This is a genomic window from Iodobacter sp. BJB302 (assembly GCF_002735645.1).
GTDB lineage: Bacteria > Pseudomonadota > Gammaproteobacteria > Burkholderiales > Chitinibacteraceae > Iodobacter.
Map to the genome: position 1 here is coordinate 1 of NZ_PDZG01000083.1, position 18,885 is coordinate 18,885.

The 18,885-nt window shown below is 48.8% G+C and carries 14 protein-coding genes and 1 pseudogene; 5 read left to right on the plus strand and 10 right to left on the minus strand.

Features of this window, described 5'->3' with window-relative positions; genetic code table 11:
* Positions 1 to 274 precede the first annotated feature (274 nt).
* A complete protein-coding gene (locus CSQ88_RS19390; protein ID WP_099399730.1) occupies positions 275 to 1,264 on the plus strand; it encodes an NAD(P)/FAD-dependent oxidoreductase in 990 nt (329 codons plus the stop codon).
* Positions 1,265 to 1,765: 501 nt separating this feature from the next.
* Here the strand turns inward: CSQ88_RS19390 and CSQ88_RS19395 are convergent.
* The 7 genes from CSQ88_RS19395 to rpmH form a co-directional block, all read right to left on the minus strand.
* A complete protein-coding gene (locus CSQ88_RS19395) occupies positions 1,766 to 2,263 on the minus strand; it encodes a hypothetical protein (RefSeq protein ID WP_099399731.1) in 498 nt (165 codons plus the stop codon).
* A gap of 350 nt (positions 2,264 to 2,613) precedes the next feature.
* Entirely contained in the window at positions 2,614 to 3,948 is a 1,335-nt protein-coding gene (mnmE, locus tag CSQ88_RS19400) for a tRNA uridine-5-carboxymethylaminomethyl(34) synthesis GTPase MnmE (protein ID WP_099399732.1), read from the minus strand.
* Positions 3,949 to 3,967: 19 nt separating this feature from the next.
* Entirely contained in the window at positions 3,968 to 4,366 is a 399-nt protein-coding gene (locus CSQ88_RS19405) for a hypothetical protein (protein ID WP_099399733.1), read from the minus strand.
* A 67-nt stretch (positions 4,367 to 4,433) separates the two neighbouring features.
* Entirely contained in the window at positions 4,434 to 6,104 is a 1,671-nt protein-coding gene (gene yidC, locus CSQ88_RS19410) for a membrane protein insertase YidC (protein WP_099399734.1), read from the minus strand.
* Between the two features lie 24 nt (positions 6,105 to 6,128).
* Entirely contained in the window at positions 6,129 to 6,338 is a 210-nt protein-coding gene (yidD, locus tag CSQ88_RS19415) for a membrane protein insertion efficiency factor YidD (RefSeq protein ID WP_099399735.1), read from the minus strand.
* Positions 6,326 to 6,652, minus strand: coding sequence for a ribonuclease P protein component (gene rnpA / locus CSQ88_RS19420; RefSeq protein ID WP_099399736.1), 327 nt, complete (start codon positions 6,650 to 6,652; stop codon positions 6,326 to 6,328). The genes yidD and rnpA overlap by 13 nt, the downstream gene beginning before the upstream one ends.
* Before the next feature lie 64 nt (positions 6,653 to 6,716).
* Entirely contained in the window at positions 6,717 to 6,851 is a 135-nt protein-coding gene (rpmH, locus tag CSQ88_RS19425; protein WP_099399737.1) for a 50S ribosomal protein L34, read from the minus strand.
* A gap of 235 nt (positions 6,852 to 7,086) precedes the next feature.
* Between rpmH and dnaA the strand changes: the two genes are divergently transcribed.
* The 3 genes from dnaA to gyrB all read left to right on the plus strand — a co-directional run bounded on the left by dnaA (position 7,087) and on the right by gyrB (position 12,518).
* Positions 7,087 to 8,457: a chromosomal replication initiator protein DnaA gene (gene dnaA / locus CSQ88_RS19430; RefSeq protein WP_099399738.1), complete on the plus strand. Its 1,371-nt coding sequence runs from the start codon at positions 7,087 to 7,089 to the stop codon at positions 8,455 to 8,457.
* 223 nt (positions 8,458 to 8,680) lie between these two features.
* Positions 8,681 to 9,787: a DNA polymerase III subunit beta gene (gene dnaN, locus CSQ88_RS19435; RefSeq protein ID WP_046351797.1), complete on the plus strand. Its 1,107-nt coding sequence runs from the start codon at positions 8,681 to 8,683 to the stop codon at positions 9,785 to 9,787.
* A gap of 319 nt (positions 9,788 to 10,106) precedes the next feature.
* Positions 10,107 to 12,518, plus strand: a complete 2,412-nt coding sequence (gene gyrB, locus CSQ88_RS19440; protein WP_099399739.1) for a DNA topoisomerase (ATP-hydrolyzing) subunit B — start codon at positions 10,107 to 10,109, stop codon at positions 12,516 to 12,518.
* 630 nt (positions 12,519 to 13,148) lie between these two features.
* On the opposite strand, the pseudogene CSQ88_RS19445 reads toward gyrB, so the two are convergent.
* From CSQ88_RS19445 to CSQ88_RS19455, 3 genes and pseudogenes are all read right to left on the minus strand, one after another.
* Positions 13,149 to 13,580, minus strand: a pseudogene (locus CSQ88_RS19445) (IS3 family transposase); the annotation flags it as partial.
* A gap of 37 nt (positions 13,581 to 13,617) precedes the next feature.
* Positions 13,618 to 15,246, minus strand: a complete 1,629-nt coding sequence (locus CSQ88_RS19450; RefSeq protein WP_099399740.1) for a UvrD-helicase domain-containing protein — start codon at positions 15,244 to 15,246, stop codon at positions 13,618 to 13,620.
* Positions 15,247 to 15,249: 3 nt separating this feature from the next.
* Complete coding sequence (locus CSQ88_RS19455) at positions 15,250 to 16,980, minus strand: ATP-dependent endonuclease (protein WP_099399741.1); 1,731 nt, start codon at positions 16,978 to 16,980, stop codon at positions 15,250 to 15,252.
* Between the two features lie 506 nt (positions 16,981 to 17,486).
* On the opposite strand from CSQ88_RS19455, the gene CSQ88_RS19460 reads away from it, so the two are divergent.
* Complete coding sequence (locus CSQ88_RS19460) at positions 17,487 to 18,467, plus strand: hypothetical protein (RefSeq protein ID WP_099399742.1); 981 nt, start codon at positions 17,487 to 17,489, stop codon at positions 18,465 to 18,467.
* Positions 18,468 to 18,885 lie beyond the last annotated feature (418 nt).

The window sequence follows — 18,885 nt, forward strand, 5'->3', positions numbered from 1 at the left end:
AAGTAGTCAGATATTCGAATCGAATCTTCCAAATGTGCAGCTCTGCTCGCCATACTTCATGATTAATGAAAAAAAGAAATTATCTATCAATTATCCATCATTTGACTATAAAGTGAACAGCATTGAGAGCAGACCGCCTTTTATATACCGCAAGTAAGGCCTGTTAATGTTTACTTCGCGCCTGCGCTGAGCGGTGTAATAAACGTCAGCAGAGCCATGTAGTGGGCTGGTAAGATCCGGCAGCTGATTTATTTAATGATTGAAGAGAGAAAACATGTCTTCCCAATACGATGTACTTATTCTTGGCGCAGGCATGGCGGGTTTAAGCTGTGCGCGGCGCTTGCAGGACGCAGGCAAGAAGGTTTTAGTTTTAGAAAAAGCGCCGGTTTTAGGCGGGCGTATGGCCTGCCGTAGCACGGCAAAAGGTGAGTGGGATCACGGCGCGCAATACTTTACCGCCAGCGACAGCGATTTTGCAGCGCAAGTTGCAAAGTGGCAGCAAGCGGGCTGTGTGGACGAATGGGCTGGTAAAATTCAGGCATGGGATGGCCAGTATTTCAGCCAGCCAGGCCCACAACAACGCTGGGTAGGCGTGCCGGGCATGGACGCGCCATTGCACCAGTTGGTTGAAGGCATCGAAGTTTTATTTGAGATTGATATCGACGGCATCCGCAATCTGGATGGCAGCTGGCAAGTGCTGGCAGGCGAGGAAAGCTGGCAAGCGGACAAATTGGTGCTGACCATGCCAGCCGATCAGCTTGCACCGCTGCTTCCGGCAGGCCATGCTTTGGCCGCTGTTGCTGCATCTTGCCCGATGGAGCCATGCTGGGCGCTGCTGATTCATTCAGCAAGACCCATAGCTCTGCCCTTTGATGGCTTGTTTATTAACCAAGGCCCGTTTACCTGGCTGGCCAGAAATACCAGCAAACCTGGCCGTGGCAGCGAAGAAAACTGGGTGGCGCATGCCTCGCCAGAATGGTCGCGCGAGCACTTAGCCTTAACGCCAGACAAAGCCTGCGCCCTGTTAACCCGCGCTTTTGGTGATTTATTCCACGATATGCCGGTGGATAATTTACCCGTCTTTAAACTGCTGCAAATGAGCGCTTACCGCTGGCGCTATGCCAGCAGCGCTATACCTGCAGCAGAAAAGCCCTATGCCCTCAGCGATGATGGCCTGGCCTTAGCCGGGGATTGGCTGGCAGGCGGCAAAGCAGAAGGCGCTTACAGGTCCGGGTTTGCTTTGGCCGGGGCTTTGTTGGTTTAAGTGGCAGGAAGCTTTAATCCTATCAACTTAAGCGAATTTTTTTGTAGAGCGATTGCAACCCGCGAGCCATGCTGAAAAATACGCGGGTTGCACCCCATACGCGCCAAGCAAAGTCAAAAAGACCTTTTTAGCGCCTTCGGCACGTTGATTTTGGAGCGGTAGCCACCGCGGGGCCTTTCTTTCTTGCTTCGCCAAGAAACGAAGCCAAGCGACAACAGCAAAGCACGAAGGCCCCTACTGCGGTCCAATCGAGTCTGCGGCGGGCGGGATTGGCTGGATACTCCTACCCAAGCGATCCCCCGCCCCGCTTGTTCCTCGCTTCGGCGTGTTTCAAGGGGGCTTTAAAAGGCCCTATGCGGAGAGCGTGGTTATTGTGTTTTTTGCTGTTTGCTAATAAATAACTATTTGCTTAGCGTATATGGGGTGAAACCCGCGAGCAATACTGAATAAAGCCGCAGGTAAGCACCTGCTCTATAAAATTCTATTTTTTTAGGGGGCTGCTTAAAACGGCATATCACCCGTTCTGAACTCCACGCCCAGTGCCTCAGAAAGGCTCAGCATTTCTTCATCATCTGCGCTTTTAGCAATCCAGCCGCCGTAGCAATCGCTGTCGGTTGCCCAGTTCCACAGTGTGTAGCCGTGGGTGCGTAGTTGCTCGAATGCGGCTTCCATCAGGTCCGGCACGCTGGTGTTGTCTAAAAACTCATCATCATCCGGGTCGTCCACGCCCCAGTCGATCCTGACATCAACGCGCTCTGCCAGTGCTTCTACGCTGGCAATAAAGGATTCGGTGTCTTTCCAATCTACAAAAAAGCCTGATTCCCAGTCGATGACGTCTTTGATGATCCAGATCAGCTCCACTTCATCATCAGATTCGTCATCGCTTTGTGCATCCAGCTCTTCTTCAAATGCCGCCCATTGCGCTTCTACAGCGGCACTGTCATCCAGATTAATCAGTTCTAAAAGTCGCTTAACGGCTGCTTCGTCAGTAGTGCTCACGGTGGACTCCTTTTAGTACGGTATGTTTGAAAGTAAATTGAAAGGAAATTCTACGCTGCTGCCTGGGTGGTGTCGTCAGTTAAATCATGTATTTATGCAATATCAAACCGTGAAACAGCCAATCAAAAGCATATTATCCTGATCATAATACGTCTGGATTGCATAGGCACTTACTTTAGCCAAGCTGTCAGCAAGATGCCACATTGCTAAGTTATAGGCAGGTAAGTGGATTTTTTGCAGCTGTTTTGAGCGGGGGATGCTGACTCAATAAGGCTGATGGGCCGGTGTGTTTTTGAATGCCCAAAAGAAAAACCCGCATTTAAGCGGGTTTTTTTAATGAGTTTTCGGCCTTACTTGCCTATGCAAAAACGGCTGAAAATCACGCCAAGTAAATCATCAGAAGTAAACTGCCCGGTGATTTCGCTGAGCGCGTTTTGTGCCAGACGCAATTCTTCTGCAAAGATTTCGATTTGCAGATAGGCCGCCTCAGCAGTCTCCAGATGGATTTGGGCGCGGCGGATGGCGTTCAGGTGGCGCTCTCTGGCGATAAACACGCTGTCATCATGTCCGTGCCAACCTACAAGAGCCAGCAGCTTGCTGCGCAGCTCGTTAAGGCCAATACCCGCTTTGGCGGATACGTGGATTTCATTGTCGGCCACAATGCCCGGCACATCGCCAGTCAGATCAATTTTATTAAAAACACGCAGTACGGGCAGATTGGGTGGCAGCTTATCCAGAATGGCTTGGTCATCCGAGGTAATGCCAACGCGGCTGTCGATCAGCAGTAGGGCGAGTTCGGCCTTGGCAATGGCTGCCCAAGTGCGCTCGATACCGATTTTTTCTACAGTATCAGTGGTGTCACGCAAGCCTGCGGTATCGATAATATGTGCGGGTACGCCATCGAGCTGAATCAGCTCACGCACGGTGTCGCGGGTGGTGCCGGCAATATCGGTGACGATGGCGATTTCTTCCCCGGCCAGGGCGTTCATTAAGCTGCTTTTGCCTACATTGGGCTGGCCGATAAGCACAACATGCATGCCTTCACGCAGCAATTTGCCTTGTGTGGCAGTGCCAAGTACCCGTTGCAGCTGGCTTTGCAGCTCCAGTAATTTGCCATGTGCATTGGCGGCCTCAAGGAAATCGATATCTTCTTCGGGGAAATCGAGCGTGGCTTCTACCAGCATGCGCAGGGTGATCAGCTCGTTAACCAGCACATGAATCTCACGCGAGAACGCACCATCCAGTGATTTAAGTGCAGATTTTGCGGCGGCAGCCGATTGGGCATCGATCAGATCGGCCACGGCTTCGGCCTGAGCCAAATCCATTTTGCCATTAAAGAAAGCGCGTTTGCTGAACTCACCCGCCTCAGCAAAGCGTGCGCCCAGCTCCAGGCAGCGTGCCAGCAGCATTTGCATCACCACAGGCCCGCCATGGCCTTGCAGCTCCAGCACTTCTTCGCCGGTAAAGGAATTAGGGCCGGGAAAATACAGCGCAATGCCTTCATCCAGCACCGTGCCATCTGCGGCTTTAAAGCGGGCAAAGTGGGCGTAACGGGGCTTTAAGGGCTTGCCGATGAGCTTTGCTGTGATATCGCCCAGATTGCGGCCAGAAATGCGAATAACGCCCACGCCACCCCGACCGGGGGCAGTGGCAATGGCGGCGATGATGTCGGGGGTGTAAAGCATGGCGTACTCGGTATGGGGATTAAGTGAAACTTTCTTCGTAAGCGGTGCAAAGCAGGATAAGCCAGCCTTGCGATGTTTTAATCAGATTATACGTGGTATGGAACAGCCACGGCGCTTGCTGCTTGCGCTCAATTTGCCAGTCTATATCTGCGATGGCATGTTGGGTGCCTTGCAAAAACAGGTGATTAATTTTGAAGCTTGCTTGTAAGAAGCCTTGCTCTGCATACCACTGGCAAAGCTCGTGCATATTCTTAACTGTGGCATCCGGGCTGGAAAAATGCGTGTATTTTCCTTGCTGTGCAATACCTGAAGGCTCGGCAAACAGCCTGGCAACACTCTGGCTGTCCTGCTGATTGTATGCAAGGCAATAGGCATTAAAAAATTGCTCAATTTCGGTATGAATTTGCTGTGTGGTCATCACCAACACCCGATGGCTCTGAAATGAAAAACGCCGCCCGAGGGCGGCGTTATCTGGCAGTGACTGATTAAGCTTTGGCTAGCTTAACAGGTTTGTCGTCATCTGCTTTTTCAATCTGGCGCGTGATATACCATTGCTGGGCAATAGAAATCACGTTATTCACTACCCAGTACACAACGAGGCCTGCCGGGAAGAAGAAGAAGAACACACTGAACATCAGCGGCATAATCTTCATCATCTTAGCTTGCATCGGATCCGGTGGTGGTGGCGACAGCGATGTTTGGATATACATCGAGATCGTCATCAAGACTGGCAGTACGTAGTAAGGATCTTTCACCGATAAGTCAGTAATCCAGAAAATCCATGGTGCCTGACGTAATTCAACCGATGCCAGCAGTGCCCAGTAAAGTGCAATAAAGACCGGAATCTGTACCAGCATAGGCAGACAACCACCCAGCGGGTTTACTTTCTCGGTTTTATACATTTCCATCACGGCTTGCTGGAACTTCATCTTGTCATCGCCATGCTTCGCTTTCAGCTGTTCCATGCGCGGTGCAAGCTTGCGCATTTTAGCCATAGAGCGGTAGCTCGCGGCAGCCAGAGGGAAGAACATCGCTTTGATCAGCATGGTCAGCAGAATAATCGACCAGCCCCAGTTGCCAACCATCTTGTGGATAAAATCCAGCACAGCAAAGATGGGCTTAGAGAAAATGGTGAAAATGCCATAATCTTTAATCAGATCAAAACCTTCGGATACGGTGTTCAGTACGCGGGTTTCTTCCGGGCCAACAAACAACGGAACGCTGGTTTCATACTTTGCATTGGCGGCAATTGTTGGTAAATCAACAATCACACCGGCAGAGTAGAGGCCATCCGGCAGTTTTTTCAGCTCATAGCGAACGCCATTTGCGCCGCCCACTGCTGGCAAGCCAGTAGGGGAAACGATCCAGGCACTGGCAAAGTAGTGCTGCAGCATGGCAACCCAGCCGTCTTTGGCTGCCTGCTCGTAGGTAGCTTCACCCTTGTCCAGCTTGCTGAATTCAACCTTTTGGAATTTCTTCTTGTCGGTGTAAACAGCCGGGCCGGTAAAGGTAGTTGCGCCCATATGGCCGCCGCTGCCTTCAGGTGTTTTGCCATCGCGCAGCAAACGGTAGTAAGCCGAAGTGGTTAATGGTTTAGCGGAGCCGTTAACCAGCTCGTACTTCACATCAATCAGATAGCTGTCGCGCTTAAAGGTGTAAATCTTAGCGATTTTTACACCACCGGGGCCCGCGGCTTCTAGGCGAACAGAAACTTCCTTCTGGCCATCAGCCAGTTGGTAAGCGTTTTGTGCGCTGGTAAAAATGCTTTTATGCGTTGGCAGGCCTTCACCGATCAGGCCGGTTTGTGCCACATAGACGTGTTCGCCTTCGTCCTGCAGCAGGGCAAATGGCTTCTTAGCATTATCGACCATGCCATGCTTTAGCAGCTCTACGCGACGTAGATCGGCACCATTGGTGTCGATTTCAGCATTAAAGAGGTCGGTTTTAACTGTAATGCGCTGGCCGCGCTGCAGTCTGCCTGCATCCTGTGGTGCCTGGCCTGGCGCAGCAGCTTGTTGTGGCGTTGCACTATTCGTTGCGCTTGCAGTGGTTGCAGGCGTTTTTATTTGTGGGTAACGCTCTTCCATCCACTTCTGCCAGAAGAACAGAATGCCGAATGACAACGCGATAAAGAGGATGAGTCTTTTGGTATCCATCTTGGCTCGAAAGGGTATGCAGATTTATGGTACCGGATCATAGCCACAGCCACCCCAAGGGTGGCAACGGCACAGCCGGCGAGTAGTCAGCCAGCTCCCTTTCACTGCGCCGTAGCGTGTGACGGCTTCAATACCGTATTGGGAGCAGCTTGGCGTAAAGCGACAACGCGCTCCAAGGAGCGGGCTTATTGTAAACCGGTAAAGTTGCAGTAGCGCGACGATTATTTTCGACATTTGTGAATCTTGCCGAGCAGTGAAATAAGTGCTTCACGGGCTGCAGCGCCATCTTTTTTTCCAAATGGCCGACGTGCACGTACCACCAGATCGATGCCGGATACTTTATTTGCGTTCAGGCGAAATGTTTCCCGCACTGTGCGTTTGATGTAGTTGCGGCCTACGGCCCGTTTGTCTGTTTTTTTACCAACAACTAAACCAAGTCTGGCGTGATCCAGCCCATTGGGCCTGCCAAGTACTTGAAAAAACTCATTGGAAGAAGAACAGCGCAAACTAAAAACGGATGAAAATTCATCCGCTTTTAGCAGGCGCATATTGCGCGCAAAACCAGCTTGGGTGTGTCCCAACAAAGTTTAGCTTCAAGGTTTTTGCCCGCAATTAAGCGGTCAAAACCTTGCGGCCCTTTGCGCGGCGAGCATTAACAACAGCTACGCCACCACGGGTTTTCATACGTGCACGAAAACCGTGAGTGCGTTTGCGTTTGATAACTGAAGGTTGGAATGTACGTTTCATAATATTGGATCCCTGCCAAACAAAACCGAAGTAAACCGTTGATTACATAGCTACTGGGCTGTCTTGTCAATACCTTTTATTGATCCGCTGCATAATAGGGCTGTGGATAAGTATGGGATGAAGCGGTACAATCGCCCCTCGTTCTCCTTGAATAACATCACCGCTTTCGTCGTGGGCCTCTTTTTTAACGAGGTATATTTGCGTGTTTGCGAATCACGACGGACAGGATACCCCTATGTCTGTGCTGGAAAATTGCTGGCCCCACTGCCTTACTGAGTTGGAGCGTCGTTTGGGCGCGGACCAGTTTCGTATCTGGATTAAACCCCTTACGGTTGAAATGACCGATGAAGGCTTAAACCTGATCGTACCTAATCAGATTTTCTTACAATTTATCCGTGATCGTTATCTTGGGATGATTGAAGAAGCTGCTTCAAGCTTTGCAAGTGGCGATGCGCCGGTGATTGCCCTGCGTGTTGGCTCTATGCAAAGGCCTGCTGCTGCGCCTCAGGCCAGCAATACCAGTGCTGCCGAAGGCAAGCCTGCGCCTGCCAAAGCCGTGATCAGTGTGTCTGCCGCCAATCACGAAACAACACGCTTAAACCCAAATTTTACCTTTGAAACGCTGGTTACCGGTAAGGCCAATCAGCTGGCACGCGCCGCAGCGATTCAGGTGGCTGAAAACCCTGGCGTAAGCTACAACCCGCTGTTTGTGTATGGCGGCGTGGGCTTGGGTAAAACTCACTTGATTCAATCGATTGGTAATTATGTGCATCAGCGTAATCCTGGTGCCAAGATCCGCTATATTCACGCCGAAAAATACGTGCAGGATGTGGTGCGCGCTTACCAGCACAAGGCGTTTGACGAGTTTAAACGCTACTATCATTCGCTGGATTTGCTGCTGATTGATGATATTCAGTTTTTTGTGGGCAAAGATAAAACGCAGGAAGAATTCTTCTATGCTTTTAATGCCCTCGTTGAAGCGCACAAGCAGATTATTATCACGTCGGATCGCTATCCAAAAGAAATCGATGGCCTGCAAGAGCGCCTGACTTCGCGCTTTTCATGGGGGCTGACTGTAGCGATTGAGCCGCCAGAGCTGGAAATGCGCGTGGCCATTCTGATGAAAAAAGCCGAGCGTGAAAATTTCAAGCTTGATGCCAATGTGGCGTTTTTTGTGGCCAAACATATCCGCTCAAATGTGCGGGAGTTAGAAGGCGCATTGAAACGGGTATTGGCTTATTCACGCTTTACCAATCAGCCGATTACACTGGATGCCGCAAAAGAAGCGCTGAAAGATATTTTGGCGTCTGGCAGCCGTCAGGTATCGGTAGAAAATATTCAGAAAACGGTGGCGGATTTTTATAAAATCAAGATTGCAGATATGCACTCTAAAAAACGCACCCGTGATATTGCACGGCCAAGGCAGATTGCCATGGCGCTGACAAAAGAGCTGACACAAATGTCCTTGCCTGCGATTGGTGAAGCGTTTGGCGGGCGGGACCACACTACAGTCCTGCATGCCTGCCGCACCATCGAAGAAATGCGCGGCAGCGACAGCGAAATCGCCCATCAGTACGGTGTATTGTTGCAAATGCTGCGCAGTTAATCTTTTGTGGGTAAATCAGGCGCTTAAACCCGTGGCTGGTTTGCCCGTTTGCCGGCCGTGTGGCTTTAAAATGTACTATGCATTTTGTATAAAACACCGGCTGGTTTTGTAAGTTTGAAGGTTGCTTAGCTTATTTAACATGGCGAAGCGCCATTCATTCCCTACACATGCTGTAAATCGGTTAGAATCCTGCGGTTAAACCCATTTTTCGGAACGAGGCGCCATGCAACTCTTGCAAGCCGAACGCGATGCGCTCCTGAAGCCGCTGGCCACGGTCACCGGTATTGTTGAGCGCAGGCATACCCTGCCCATTCTCTCGAACGTGTTGATCAAGAAGGATGGCGACGCCCTGTCCTTTACCGGCACCGATCTTGAAATTCAGATCAGTAGCCGTCAGGCCGAAGGCTTCTCTGGCGACGATTTCGCCATTACAGTCGCGGCTAAAAAGCTGTCTGATATCTTGCGTGCTATTGCGGATAAAACCGTTGTGAGCATGGAAGAGGCCGACGGCCGTCTGACGATTAAAGCAGGTAAAAGCCGCTTTAATCTGCAAACGCTGCCCGCCGCTGATTTCCCGCAACTGGCGGTAGATACCAATCTGCGCGCCACAGTACGCATGCCACAAGGCCAGTTAAAAGCCTTGCTGGGCCGCACGCAATTTACGATGGCACACCAGGATATCCGTTATTACTTAAACGGTTTATTCATGGTTACCGAAGGCAATTTGCTCAAACTGGTTGCCACTGATGGCCACCGTCTGGCTTTTGCATCGGCAGAAATTCTGGGTGATTTCGCTAAAAACGAAGTGATCCTGCCGCGTAAAACCATCCTGGAATTATATAAATTACTGGCCGATTCGGATGACGAAGTCACCATCGATATCGCCAGCAATCAGGTGCGTTTTGCTTTTGGCAATATTGTGATTCACAGCAAAGTGGTCGACGGTAAATTCCCCGATTACAACCGCGTGATTCCGCAAAACAATGATAAAGGCCTGCTGATTGAGCGCCAGATGTTGCTGGCCTCTATGCAGCGCGCTGCGATTTTATCAAACGAAAAATTCCGTGGCGTACGCTTAGTGCTGACCGACGGCCTGCTTAAAATCATGTGTAACAATAATGAGCAGGAAGAAGCGCAGGAAGAAGTAGAAGTCGATTACAGCGGCGCGCCGCTGGATATCGGCTTTAACATCCAGTATCTGCTGGACGTATTAACCAATACATCGGTTGAAACGCTGCACTTCTCGTTTGGCGATGTGACCTCTTCGGTACTGGTAACTATCCCGGATAACGAGCACTTCAAATACATCGTAATGCCAATGCGTATTTAGCCACGCTAAGTTTACGGCTAAGGTCGGGGTTGCCCCGGCCTTTTGCATTTGTAAGATGACAGGTTCTGGCCCCAGTAATGGAATATTCGCACTGTTTTTATGATTTTGACCGGCTTTTTTTATTTGGTCTGGTTGAAATATTGATTAACGGATCGTTGGAAAACGTAGCGAGAAGCCCAAGGGCAAGGCAAAAAATGAAGAAGAACCGGAGTTTACGTATGTAAATGAGGATTTTGAGCCATTTTTTCACGCAGTAATTGGGATTCGCAGTAGTTTTGCAACGATCCGTTGGTTTGTTTGTTGATTTAAGGAATAAGCAATGTCTGAGCAACAAGAATATGGCGCCGATAGCATTAGAATTCTGAAAGGTCTTGAAGCCGTTCGGAAACGTCCGGGCATGTATATCGGTGATACACAGGACGGCAGCGGCCTGCACCATATGGTGTTCGAAGTGCTGGATAACGCCATTGACGAGGCGCTGGCCGGGCATTGCGACACGATTAAAGTGATTATCCACGCCGATAACTCTATCAGCGTAGAAGACAACGGCCGTGGTATTCCAACCGATATCAAAGAAGACGACGAATTCAAGCGTTCTGCCGCCGAAATCGTTATGACCGAGCTGCACGCCGGCGGTAAGTTTGACCAGAACAGCTACAAAGTTTCTGGCGGCTTGCACGGTGTGGGTGTGTCGGTGGTAAATGCCTTATCCGACTGGCTGAAGCTGACCATTCGCCGTAATGGCAAAGCGCACAGCATGGAGTTTCGCCAGGGCGAAGCCGTTTCACCTTTAAAAGTGATTGGTGACACCGAGCGCCGTGGTACCGAAGTGCACTTTATGGCCTCGATCGAGACCTTTGGCCTAGTGGAATACCACTTCGAGATTCTGGCCAAGCGGATACGTGAGCTGTCATTCTTAAATAACGGCGTAAAAATCCAGCTGATCGACCGCAGCCACGGCAAGGAAGAAAACTTTGCCTACGTGGGCGGCGTAAGTGGCTTTGTTGAATACATGAACCGCAATAAGTCGGTACTTCACCCGCATATCTTCCATGCCTATGGCGAGAAAGACGGCATGATGGTGGAAGTAGCGATGCAATGGAACGATTCCTATCAGGAATCCGTGCAATGCTTTACCAATAATATCCCGCAAAGGGATGGCGGCAGCCACATGACTGCGCTGCGCCAGGTGATGACCCGTACCCTCAATCAATATATTGAGCAAAACGAGCACGCCAAAAAAGCCAAGGTAGAAACCTCCGGCGACGATATGCGCGAAGGCCTGACCTGCGTGTTATCAGTAAAAATGCCCGATCCAAAATTCAGCAGCCAGACCAAAGACAAGCTGGTTTCCAGCGAAATTGGCCCGGTTGTCAGCGAAGTCATCAGCCAGGCACTGGCCGATTTCCTCTTAGAAAACCCTAACGACGCCAAAATCATCTGCGGCAAGATTGTGGATGCAGCCCGTGCCCGCGATGCAGCCCGCCGTGCGCGTGAACTAACCCGCCGTAAAGGCGTGCTCGATGGCCTGGGCCTGCCGGGCAAGCTGGCCGACTGCCAGGAAAAAGATCCTGCCAAATCAGAAATCTACCTCGTCGAGGGTGATTCTGCGGGTGGATCGGCCAAGCAAGGCCGCGATCGAAAGTTCCAGGCGATTTTGCCTTTGAAAGGTAAAATCCTGAACGTGGAACGTGCACGTTTCGACAAAATGATCTCCAGCCAGGAAGTTGGCACGCTGATTACCGCGCTGGGCTGCGGGATTGGTAAAGACGATTTCAATATCGAAAAACTGCGCTACCACCGCATCATTATCATGACCGATGCGGACGTGGACGGCTCGCACATCCGTACGCTGCTGCTGACCTTCTTCTACCGCCAGCTGCCAGAGCTGGTGGAGCGCGGCTATATCTATATCGCCCAGCCGCCACTATTCAAAATCAAACACGGCAAGAGCGAGTCTTACCTGAAAGACGAAGCCGAGCTGAAGCAATATCTGCTGCGCCAGGCTTTAAATGGTGCATCCCTCTTGCCGGGCGAAGACCGTGAAGCCATTGCTGGTGAAGCGCTGGAAAAACTGGCCCGCCAGTACTTTGCCTCTGAAGCAGTGATCGACCGCCACAGCCGCTTTATTGATGCAGCCGTACTGCAGGCCATGATTGCCCTGCCAGCACTGACATTAAGCAACGAAGCCGAAGCACAGCAAAGTGTGGATCTGCTGACCAGCGCCATGGAAAAAGTGGCCACGCCAAACAGCCCGCGCTACACCTTCAGCTTTACCCGCTCAGAAGAAAGCTATGTGATCACCGCATCGCGCCGCCAGCATGGTGTATCAACGCTGCAATACCTGGACGAAGCCTTCCTGCTGTCTGGCGATTACGCGCAAATGCGCAAAACCGCCGACATGCTGAACGGCCTCTTGGGGGACGGCGCTAAAGTTAAACGCGGCGAGCAAGTGCAAGCTGTGAGCAACTTTAAAGACGCCATCGAATGGCTGCTTGGCCTGATCCGCCGCAACATCGCCATCCAGCGCTATAAAGGTCTGGGCGAAATGAACCCGGAACAGCTCTGGGAAACCACCATGGACGTCACCGTACGCCGCCTCTTGAAAGTAAACGTGGAAGACGCGCTGGGCGCGGATGCGGTATTCACCACCCTGATGGGCGATCAGGTAGAGCCACGTCGTCAATTTATCGAACAGAATGCGCTGATTGCGCGGAATGTGGATATTTGATTTGTTGTAGGATCCCATTAACTTCTAGATATTTCCCACTTTTCTAGATTTTTGTGGCCCCCGTTTGAAGCCAGAGAAGCCCCGAAAGGGGCTTTTTTGTTGAGCATTTTCTATATTTATACACGAAAATCGTTGTAGGATTTGCAATAATTATTTTAGGATTTCGCCTGTTATTTGTTTTGAAACCGAAGTTCAAAAGTTCAACGTTAGAGACCATTGTTATGCCTTAGCGGCCACAAGTGATGCGGTCTCAAGACGTCGCCTAGTGCTCAAGCAGTAGTCAGAAAATCTTCCCCCTTAATTAGAGGATAAATAATGGGCAACAATAGAGAGCTGATCGATACTCAAAACAAAGCCCCGACGAGAAACCATGTTTTTGTGCGATGTCCTGTCTCAAAAGTAAAAAAAGACGTCTTTCGACGGCATTAAAAACTAGATTTGTACTATCTAAGCTTGATCAGACTATTGTGCTTTTTTCGCATTGTGCATAAAGAGTCTCGTAACTATGTGCATCACGTCCTTCATTAATGGCGTTCAAAAGCTCTTCGTGCGTTAAATTGTCGGCACGCACTTCAATTGCAGCGTGTGGATCAGACCCCAAATAAACAGTTGTCTCAGCTTTTACCAGAATATTTTGCCCTGCGCTTGTGCTCGTGTTTTGTAATTTCGATGATGCACCAATTCATTTTTCAATGAGCCCCAAAAGCTTTCCATTGGCGCATTGTCATAGCAATTCCCTTTGCGTGACATCGATCCCTGCAAGCCCGCCATTGCCACTTGCCGCTGATAGTCGTGCGAGCAATATTGACTGCCTCGATCCGAATGTAAAATCAACCCAGCCTTCGGTCGCTTTTGCGCCAAAGCCAGTGTCAATGCAGCACTCACCAGCTCTTTGGTCATTCGGCTACCCATCGCATAACCGACGATTTCACAGGTAAATACATCCTTGATTCCAGCCAAATACAGCTAACCTTCGGCGGTCGGAACATAGCTAATATCGCTCACCCACATTTCGTTGGGTTTGACCGGTTCAAAGCATTGCCCATTCAACGTTTGCACAATTGCCCCGGTTCCAAAACGGGACTTGGCTCCCCTTGTACTACCAAGGTATTACTATAGCGTTTGTCCCATTTCTGCCGATGAACTGCGATGGAGCACCATTTTTAAGCTGTACTTGCCCATTAATTCGAGTGGTAGAAGTCATCAAAACACAAGCCTTAACCGCCCGAGTAATCCCTACATAATGCAGATTTAGGCATTGTATTTCGTTGTCGAAGACGACCTGACCATACGGTCCCGGTGGATATATGCGTTTTGGGATAACGTGATCGTAAAGATCTGCATGGAATACAAGATCAAACTCCAGCCCTTTGGCCTTATGTAACGTCATGACCTGAACTGTATCCCGGCTCGCGGTGTGAAACCAGCGAAGCTTGCTAGTATCTCCACATACTGATTCAAGCTCCGTTGCGCCGGTTGATGATGGTGGTTGCCCCTGTAGTCGCGTAGCCGCATCCAACACAGATGCAACCAAGGCATCATCTGCGCAAGTTCTACATCGCAAAAGCGCCTGTCGAAGCTCGCGTTTCATTGGTGGACTTAGCTTGAGCATATTTGCACGTTCAATCAACGGTTCTGCGGTCAAATTATGGTCATAGCGTAGTTTCAGCAACTCAGAGAAAAGGCATGTTTCAACCGTCGGAGCCGTGGCGAACGGAGCATCCTCGAACAAATGGTATGCCAACCCCAGACTATCTGTAATCAACCGTGCAGAATGCAGACTCCGACAAAAAATGGCGACCCTATCTGCTGAACCAACTCCGTAGTGATTCATAAGATGGGGAATGGCTGTATTTAACCAAACTCCGATATCTCGTTGGTTACCGGTGATTGTTTTTATGAATACTCGCATATCATTTGTCGGTGCGACTAAGTGATTCGAGTCGAGCAGACGCAGCGCAAAGTCGTTGATTGACGGATGACTGCGGAAATTAGTGGTGATGGCAAAGTGTGAAAAACCACTGTTTTGCGCGGCAAGCTCCAGAAGGTAACGGGAGTCTTTATACGCGAAAGCATAAATGGATTGATCACCATCACCTACAGCAACAGCGATCAAACCTAGAGCCTTTAGCTTTAGAAAAAGCTCATGCTGGAAGTACCCACTATCCTGATACTCATCGATAAATACGGCGCGATACCGTGCCTTGAGGTATTTCTGGCAGGCAAAGGATTGTTCGACTATGTAGCGGGAGAGCATTCCTACCGCTTCCAAAGGGACAAAACCCTTAGCCAGCGCGCCTTGTAAAAATGGTAGAAACTCATCCGTGTTAGAAGTGGTTGCATTCTGAATCAGCGTAGCTGGCAACAACACCCTCACCTGCTCGGGTAACTCTTCTAACTTGGCTGTCTTGGCTTTAGCCCCCACAGGCATCAACTGCCGTACGAACGGAAAAACTATCTCACGAAGGCAAAACTCGTCGATCGTACCGAAGAATGAATGCTTGACGTCAAAAGCATCTGCTTTGCAGCGGCGTGCCAGTTCATCACTCGCTTTGTTCGTGAAAGAAATAGCAATAATGCCTTGGTAAGGACGTAGCTCCGAAACAAGGTTTCGGATCTTGCGTGACAGGACCCTGGTTTTACCACTTCCGGGGCGGGCGACAATTACCATGTCACTCTGACATTGAATCGCTTGCTCTTGTTGGGTATTTGGTTTGAAGTTGGCCATGGATTACGAATCCGCAGCAGCTGCCGCGTTCATACAATGGAGCAGCGGCTTTAACAAATACCCAGATAGCGGTGCGCAGAACGTCCCAATGGACTCAGCATGCTCCAAAAACTCCTGCATGCGGATAGCTTTCTTGCCTTGCAGATATTCGATAGCTTGAGGCAGTGCGTAGCCTTTGAGCCCAGTCAGTAGCGCAGGAAGTTCTGTCGCAATGTCGTGCTCTAGATCAATCTGTGACAGAAAGATACCCAAAGGAGCTACGGCATCACTTGCCGTTTGCCAAGTACCATCAACTAGCGAGTTGGCTTGCTGGTATGGCAAAGGGCGATGTACTTCTGTAGGCAAACCCGCAAGTGATAGCGCACGATTGATACCTGCGAGTTGGCGCTTCACTGTTGGTGAACTTCTGGGGCCAGTATGAATGTCGGAAATATCGTTGTCGGTTCGCATTGAGAACGGTATTTCTAGGGCATTCAAAATACGCTTATAGACTGCGAATGAAACTCCATCGACAGATAGTAGCGACACGTTGCATTGATCAAGATCGAATTTGTGCGCACGAGCTAGCGCTGAATAAAAGAGCATTTCAGACGGCCCCTCGACGAGCATGACTGCCGAAGCAAAAAAGGCTTCAGCAGGAAGAATACTCATCCGATAGCCAAACCCTGTCCAAGCATTGTCTATGCAATCGGAGCATCCTTGGCTTGCGGCACGGGATGCTCCTTGATTGCGAAGCAAACGTACGATCGAATTAGGTTGGTAACTGGCTGCAATCTGTGGAGAATGCGAAGTAACAATGGTTTGACCGGGCAATTCGCTGATGAGATAGTTCGCCAGCTTACGTTGTTGATGAGGATGTAGGTGCGCCTCAGGTTCTTCCACGCAATAGATGACTACTTCGCTGTCTTGGTCGTACTCAAGCACGCTTTTGGCTTTCCAAAGAGCCAAGAGAATTTGATTGTTGCGGCCATCCCCACCAAGCATCACACGCGAGCCGTTAGTGCTCGCACCCAGCTCCAGCTGTTCGATGAATTGCTGAATATCAATCGCACCAGTATCTAGCGACACGTTATACCCAGCGTGATGATGTGAGAGAGCCTTCAGTTCTTTGTTGAGGTCTTTGGTGGCTTCGGCAACGTAGTGGAGATTTTTAACACCAGCGTTCACAGACTCCAATAGTAATCCAAGCCCATGTAATTGCCTTGCGTCAGCATCAATTTGCACTTGATCTCGTGACTCCTGAGCAAGACGCAGCAGATGTCGCTTCTCAGAGCGAATATATCGAATCAGATCACGCTGGGAATGAATATATTTCAGATGCAAGTATTTCAAATAGAAACGACTAGGGATCACCTCCATCAATGTTAGATCGTGGCCAGCGGCAATCTCATAACTGAGTTTTGCTCGGTTGGCACGAAACTCAAGAAAAAAATGACCAGTCGCGCTGACGTACCCCTTTAGCTGGGAAAGCACGGCGTCTTGGGTAACTTCTGAGAACGCGATCCGGATGGAAAAGAAATCGGCCTGCGTACCATCCTGCGCACAATGAAAATCACGGGTTGACGGTTCAATATCTGCGTCCGATAAACTCTTGTCCAATAAGAGCCGCAACGCATGGATCATGTTTGTTTTGCCAACATCGTTGCTTCCGATCACCAAACTATTTTTGGCAAAATTTATGTGAGCGTCAGCGAAGTTTCGATATTGCTTTAGTTCAACGTAGTCAATTTTCATATGCAGAAGTTGGGCGGGGCGCCATACCTTTATTATTGTGAACCCGATACAGAGATAAATAATTTCTAACGTAATGCTAGCTTTGTAGACGGGAGATAATACATTACCGCACTTAGGCAAGCTCAATCCAAACAATGTCAATCAACTGAATTTTTTCTATTTATTAGTGTAGCCTAACGTCTTAAGCAGAGTATTAGCCTGCGTTAGGCTGTGGTTAAATTGGTAAGCGTGATAGCTAGTATAAAATTTCACAACAACTACCGCTCTGGACTGCCCCGGGCGCAATAGACATTTCAAGCCCATGCATTGAGCATAGGAGTGGGCGGATTCACCCCATTTTCCGTCGCTATTGATTGCTGTACATAGCACTAAATCAAGGAAAATTGATGCGCTATTTTTCGAGTTTCCGACCAATATTGAGTGGTAGGTTTTAGAACATCACTCGTTAGAGTAATTCCAATCAAGCACTTAAAAATTATTCTTTACTAATTATTTTAGGTTTAAAAATGTTCACATATGAACTTTTCCTTAAAGATGCCTCTGACAACGCTCAAATTGTATTGAGTAAGATTGGAAAGCAATATCTCCCTAAAAATGTGGACATTATATATTTGAAGCGAACCTCAGATGAAATCAATGCTTCTGCTACTCGAACAACTCCGGAAGGAGCTAAGGAAGTTCAATATTTGATATATATGCACGATGGTCTTTATAAATCTATCTATGAACATTGCACTCAAATTGTTGACAACAATATTAATTTCTTCCAGAAAGTTGGAGATAACCCAGAACAAGCGAAAAGAAACTTATGCAGTTTCGTATCAGAAATGGCTTATTGGCATGAGTACGCTCATATTGTTAGAGGTCATATTGAGTACGCCCTAGACAATCAAATTTCTACAACTGCATATTGCGATGAAGCTTTACATAGCTTCTACGATGTGAAAGCAAGGTTTATAGAGTGCGATGCTGATATATATGGTGCGCAATTTTTGTACGCAAGAATTTTAGCTTGCTTACAATCGAAAGAGAACAATATTCCATATGAGCAATGGATCCATTTCTATTGCCTAGGAATTGCAATTTTATTCAACATATTTTTCTCAAGAAAAAATTTTCAGAGCGAGTTTTACGAAAATACATCTCACCCACATCCACACGCTAGAGCTTTCTTTGCTATTTCACATGGCATTTGCGGAGGAAAACGCGCAGATAAAAATGCCAACAATGATGAGGCGATAGAGACTGCCATTTCAATAAAATGCTTAAATATTTGCGCCAAATTCTATAATGTGGACTTTGACTATCCCACCATCTTCAATGCAACTCACCATGAGTTAGCTCATTGGCAGTCAAATGAAAAGCTGTTAATAAACTATCAAATTTTAAACAGAAATAACAAAAAAAAACCTCTAGCATGGTTATATAACCTCACCCAACGTTCTTTAAAAAAATTAAGGTTTGGTGTAAATACTGCTCGCAGATAATGAATTGATCTCTCCAAACCTATATTGACATGCTGATTTCTAAATAAGCTACCGAATATCCCAGAGCAAACGGTTGACCTGGAAAGTATCTGCCCGGCAAAGCAGAGGTCGGCTCACGCTAAACCAGCTTTAGCATCCAGAGATAGGGCATATATGTAACTCTCTGCATTCTGCTTCGATTTTTCTTAAACACTGAGCAGATCCCAAACCGAAAAGAAATCAGTTATTTTGCCCACGCTAGGCCTTGATCATTGCTGGCGTAACGTCTTTGTCGAAGCAGATATTTCTAACGTAAGCGCTCAGCCCTCCCACCTAGCCAGCTGCTTTAGCCTTCGTTATCTTGTGGGTTCTGATCTTTAACAAAGGGCAGCAGCTCGTCAATTCGGCTATTGGGCCAAGTCGGGAGTTTTTCTAATGT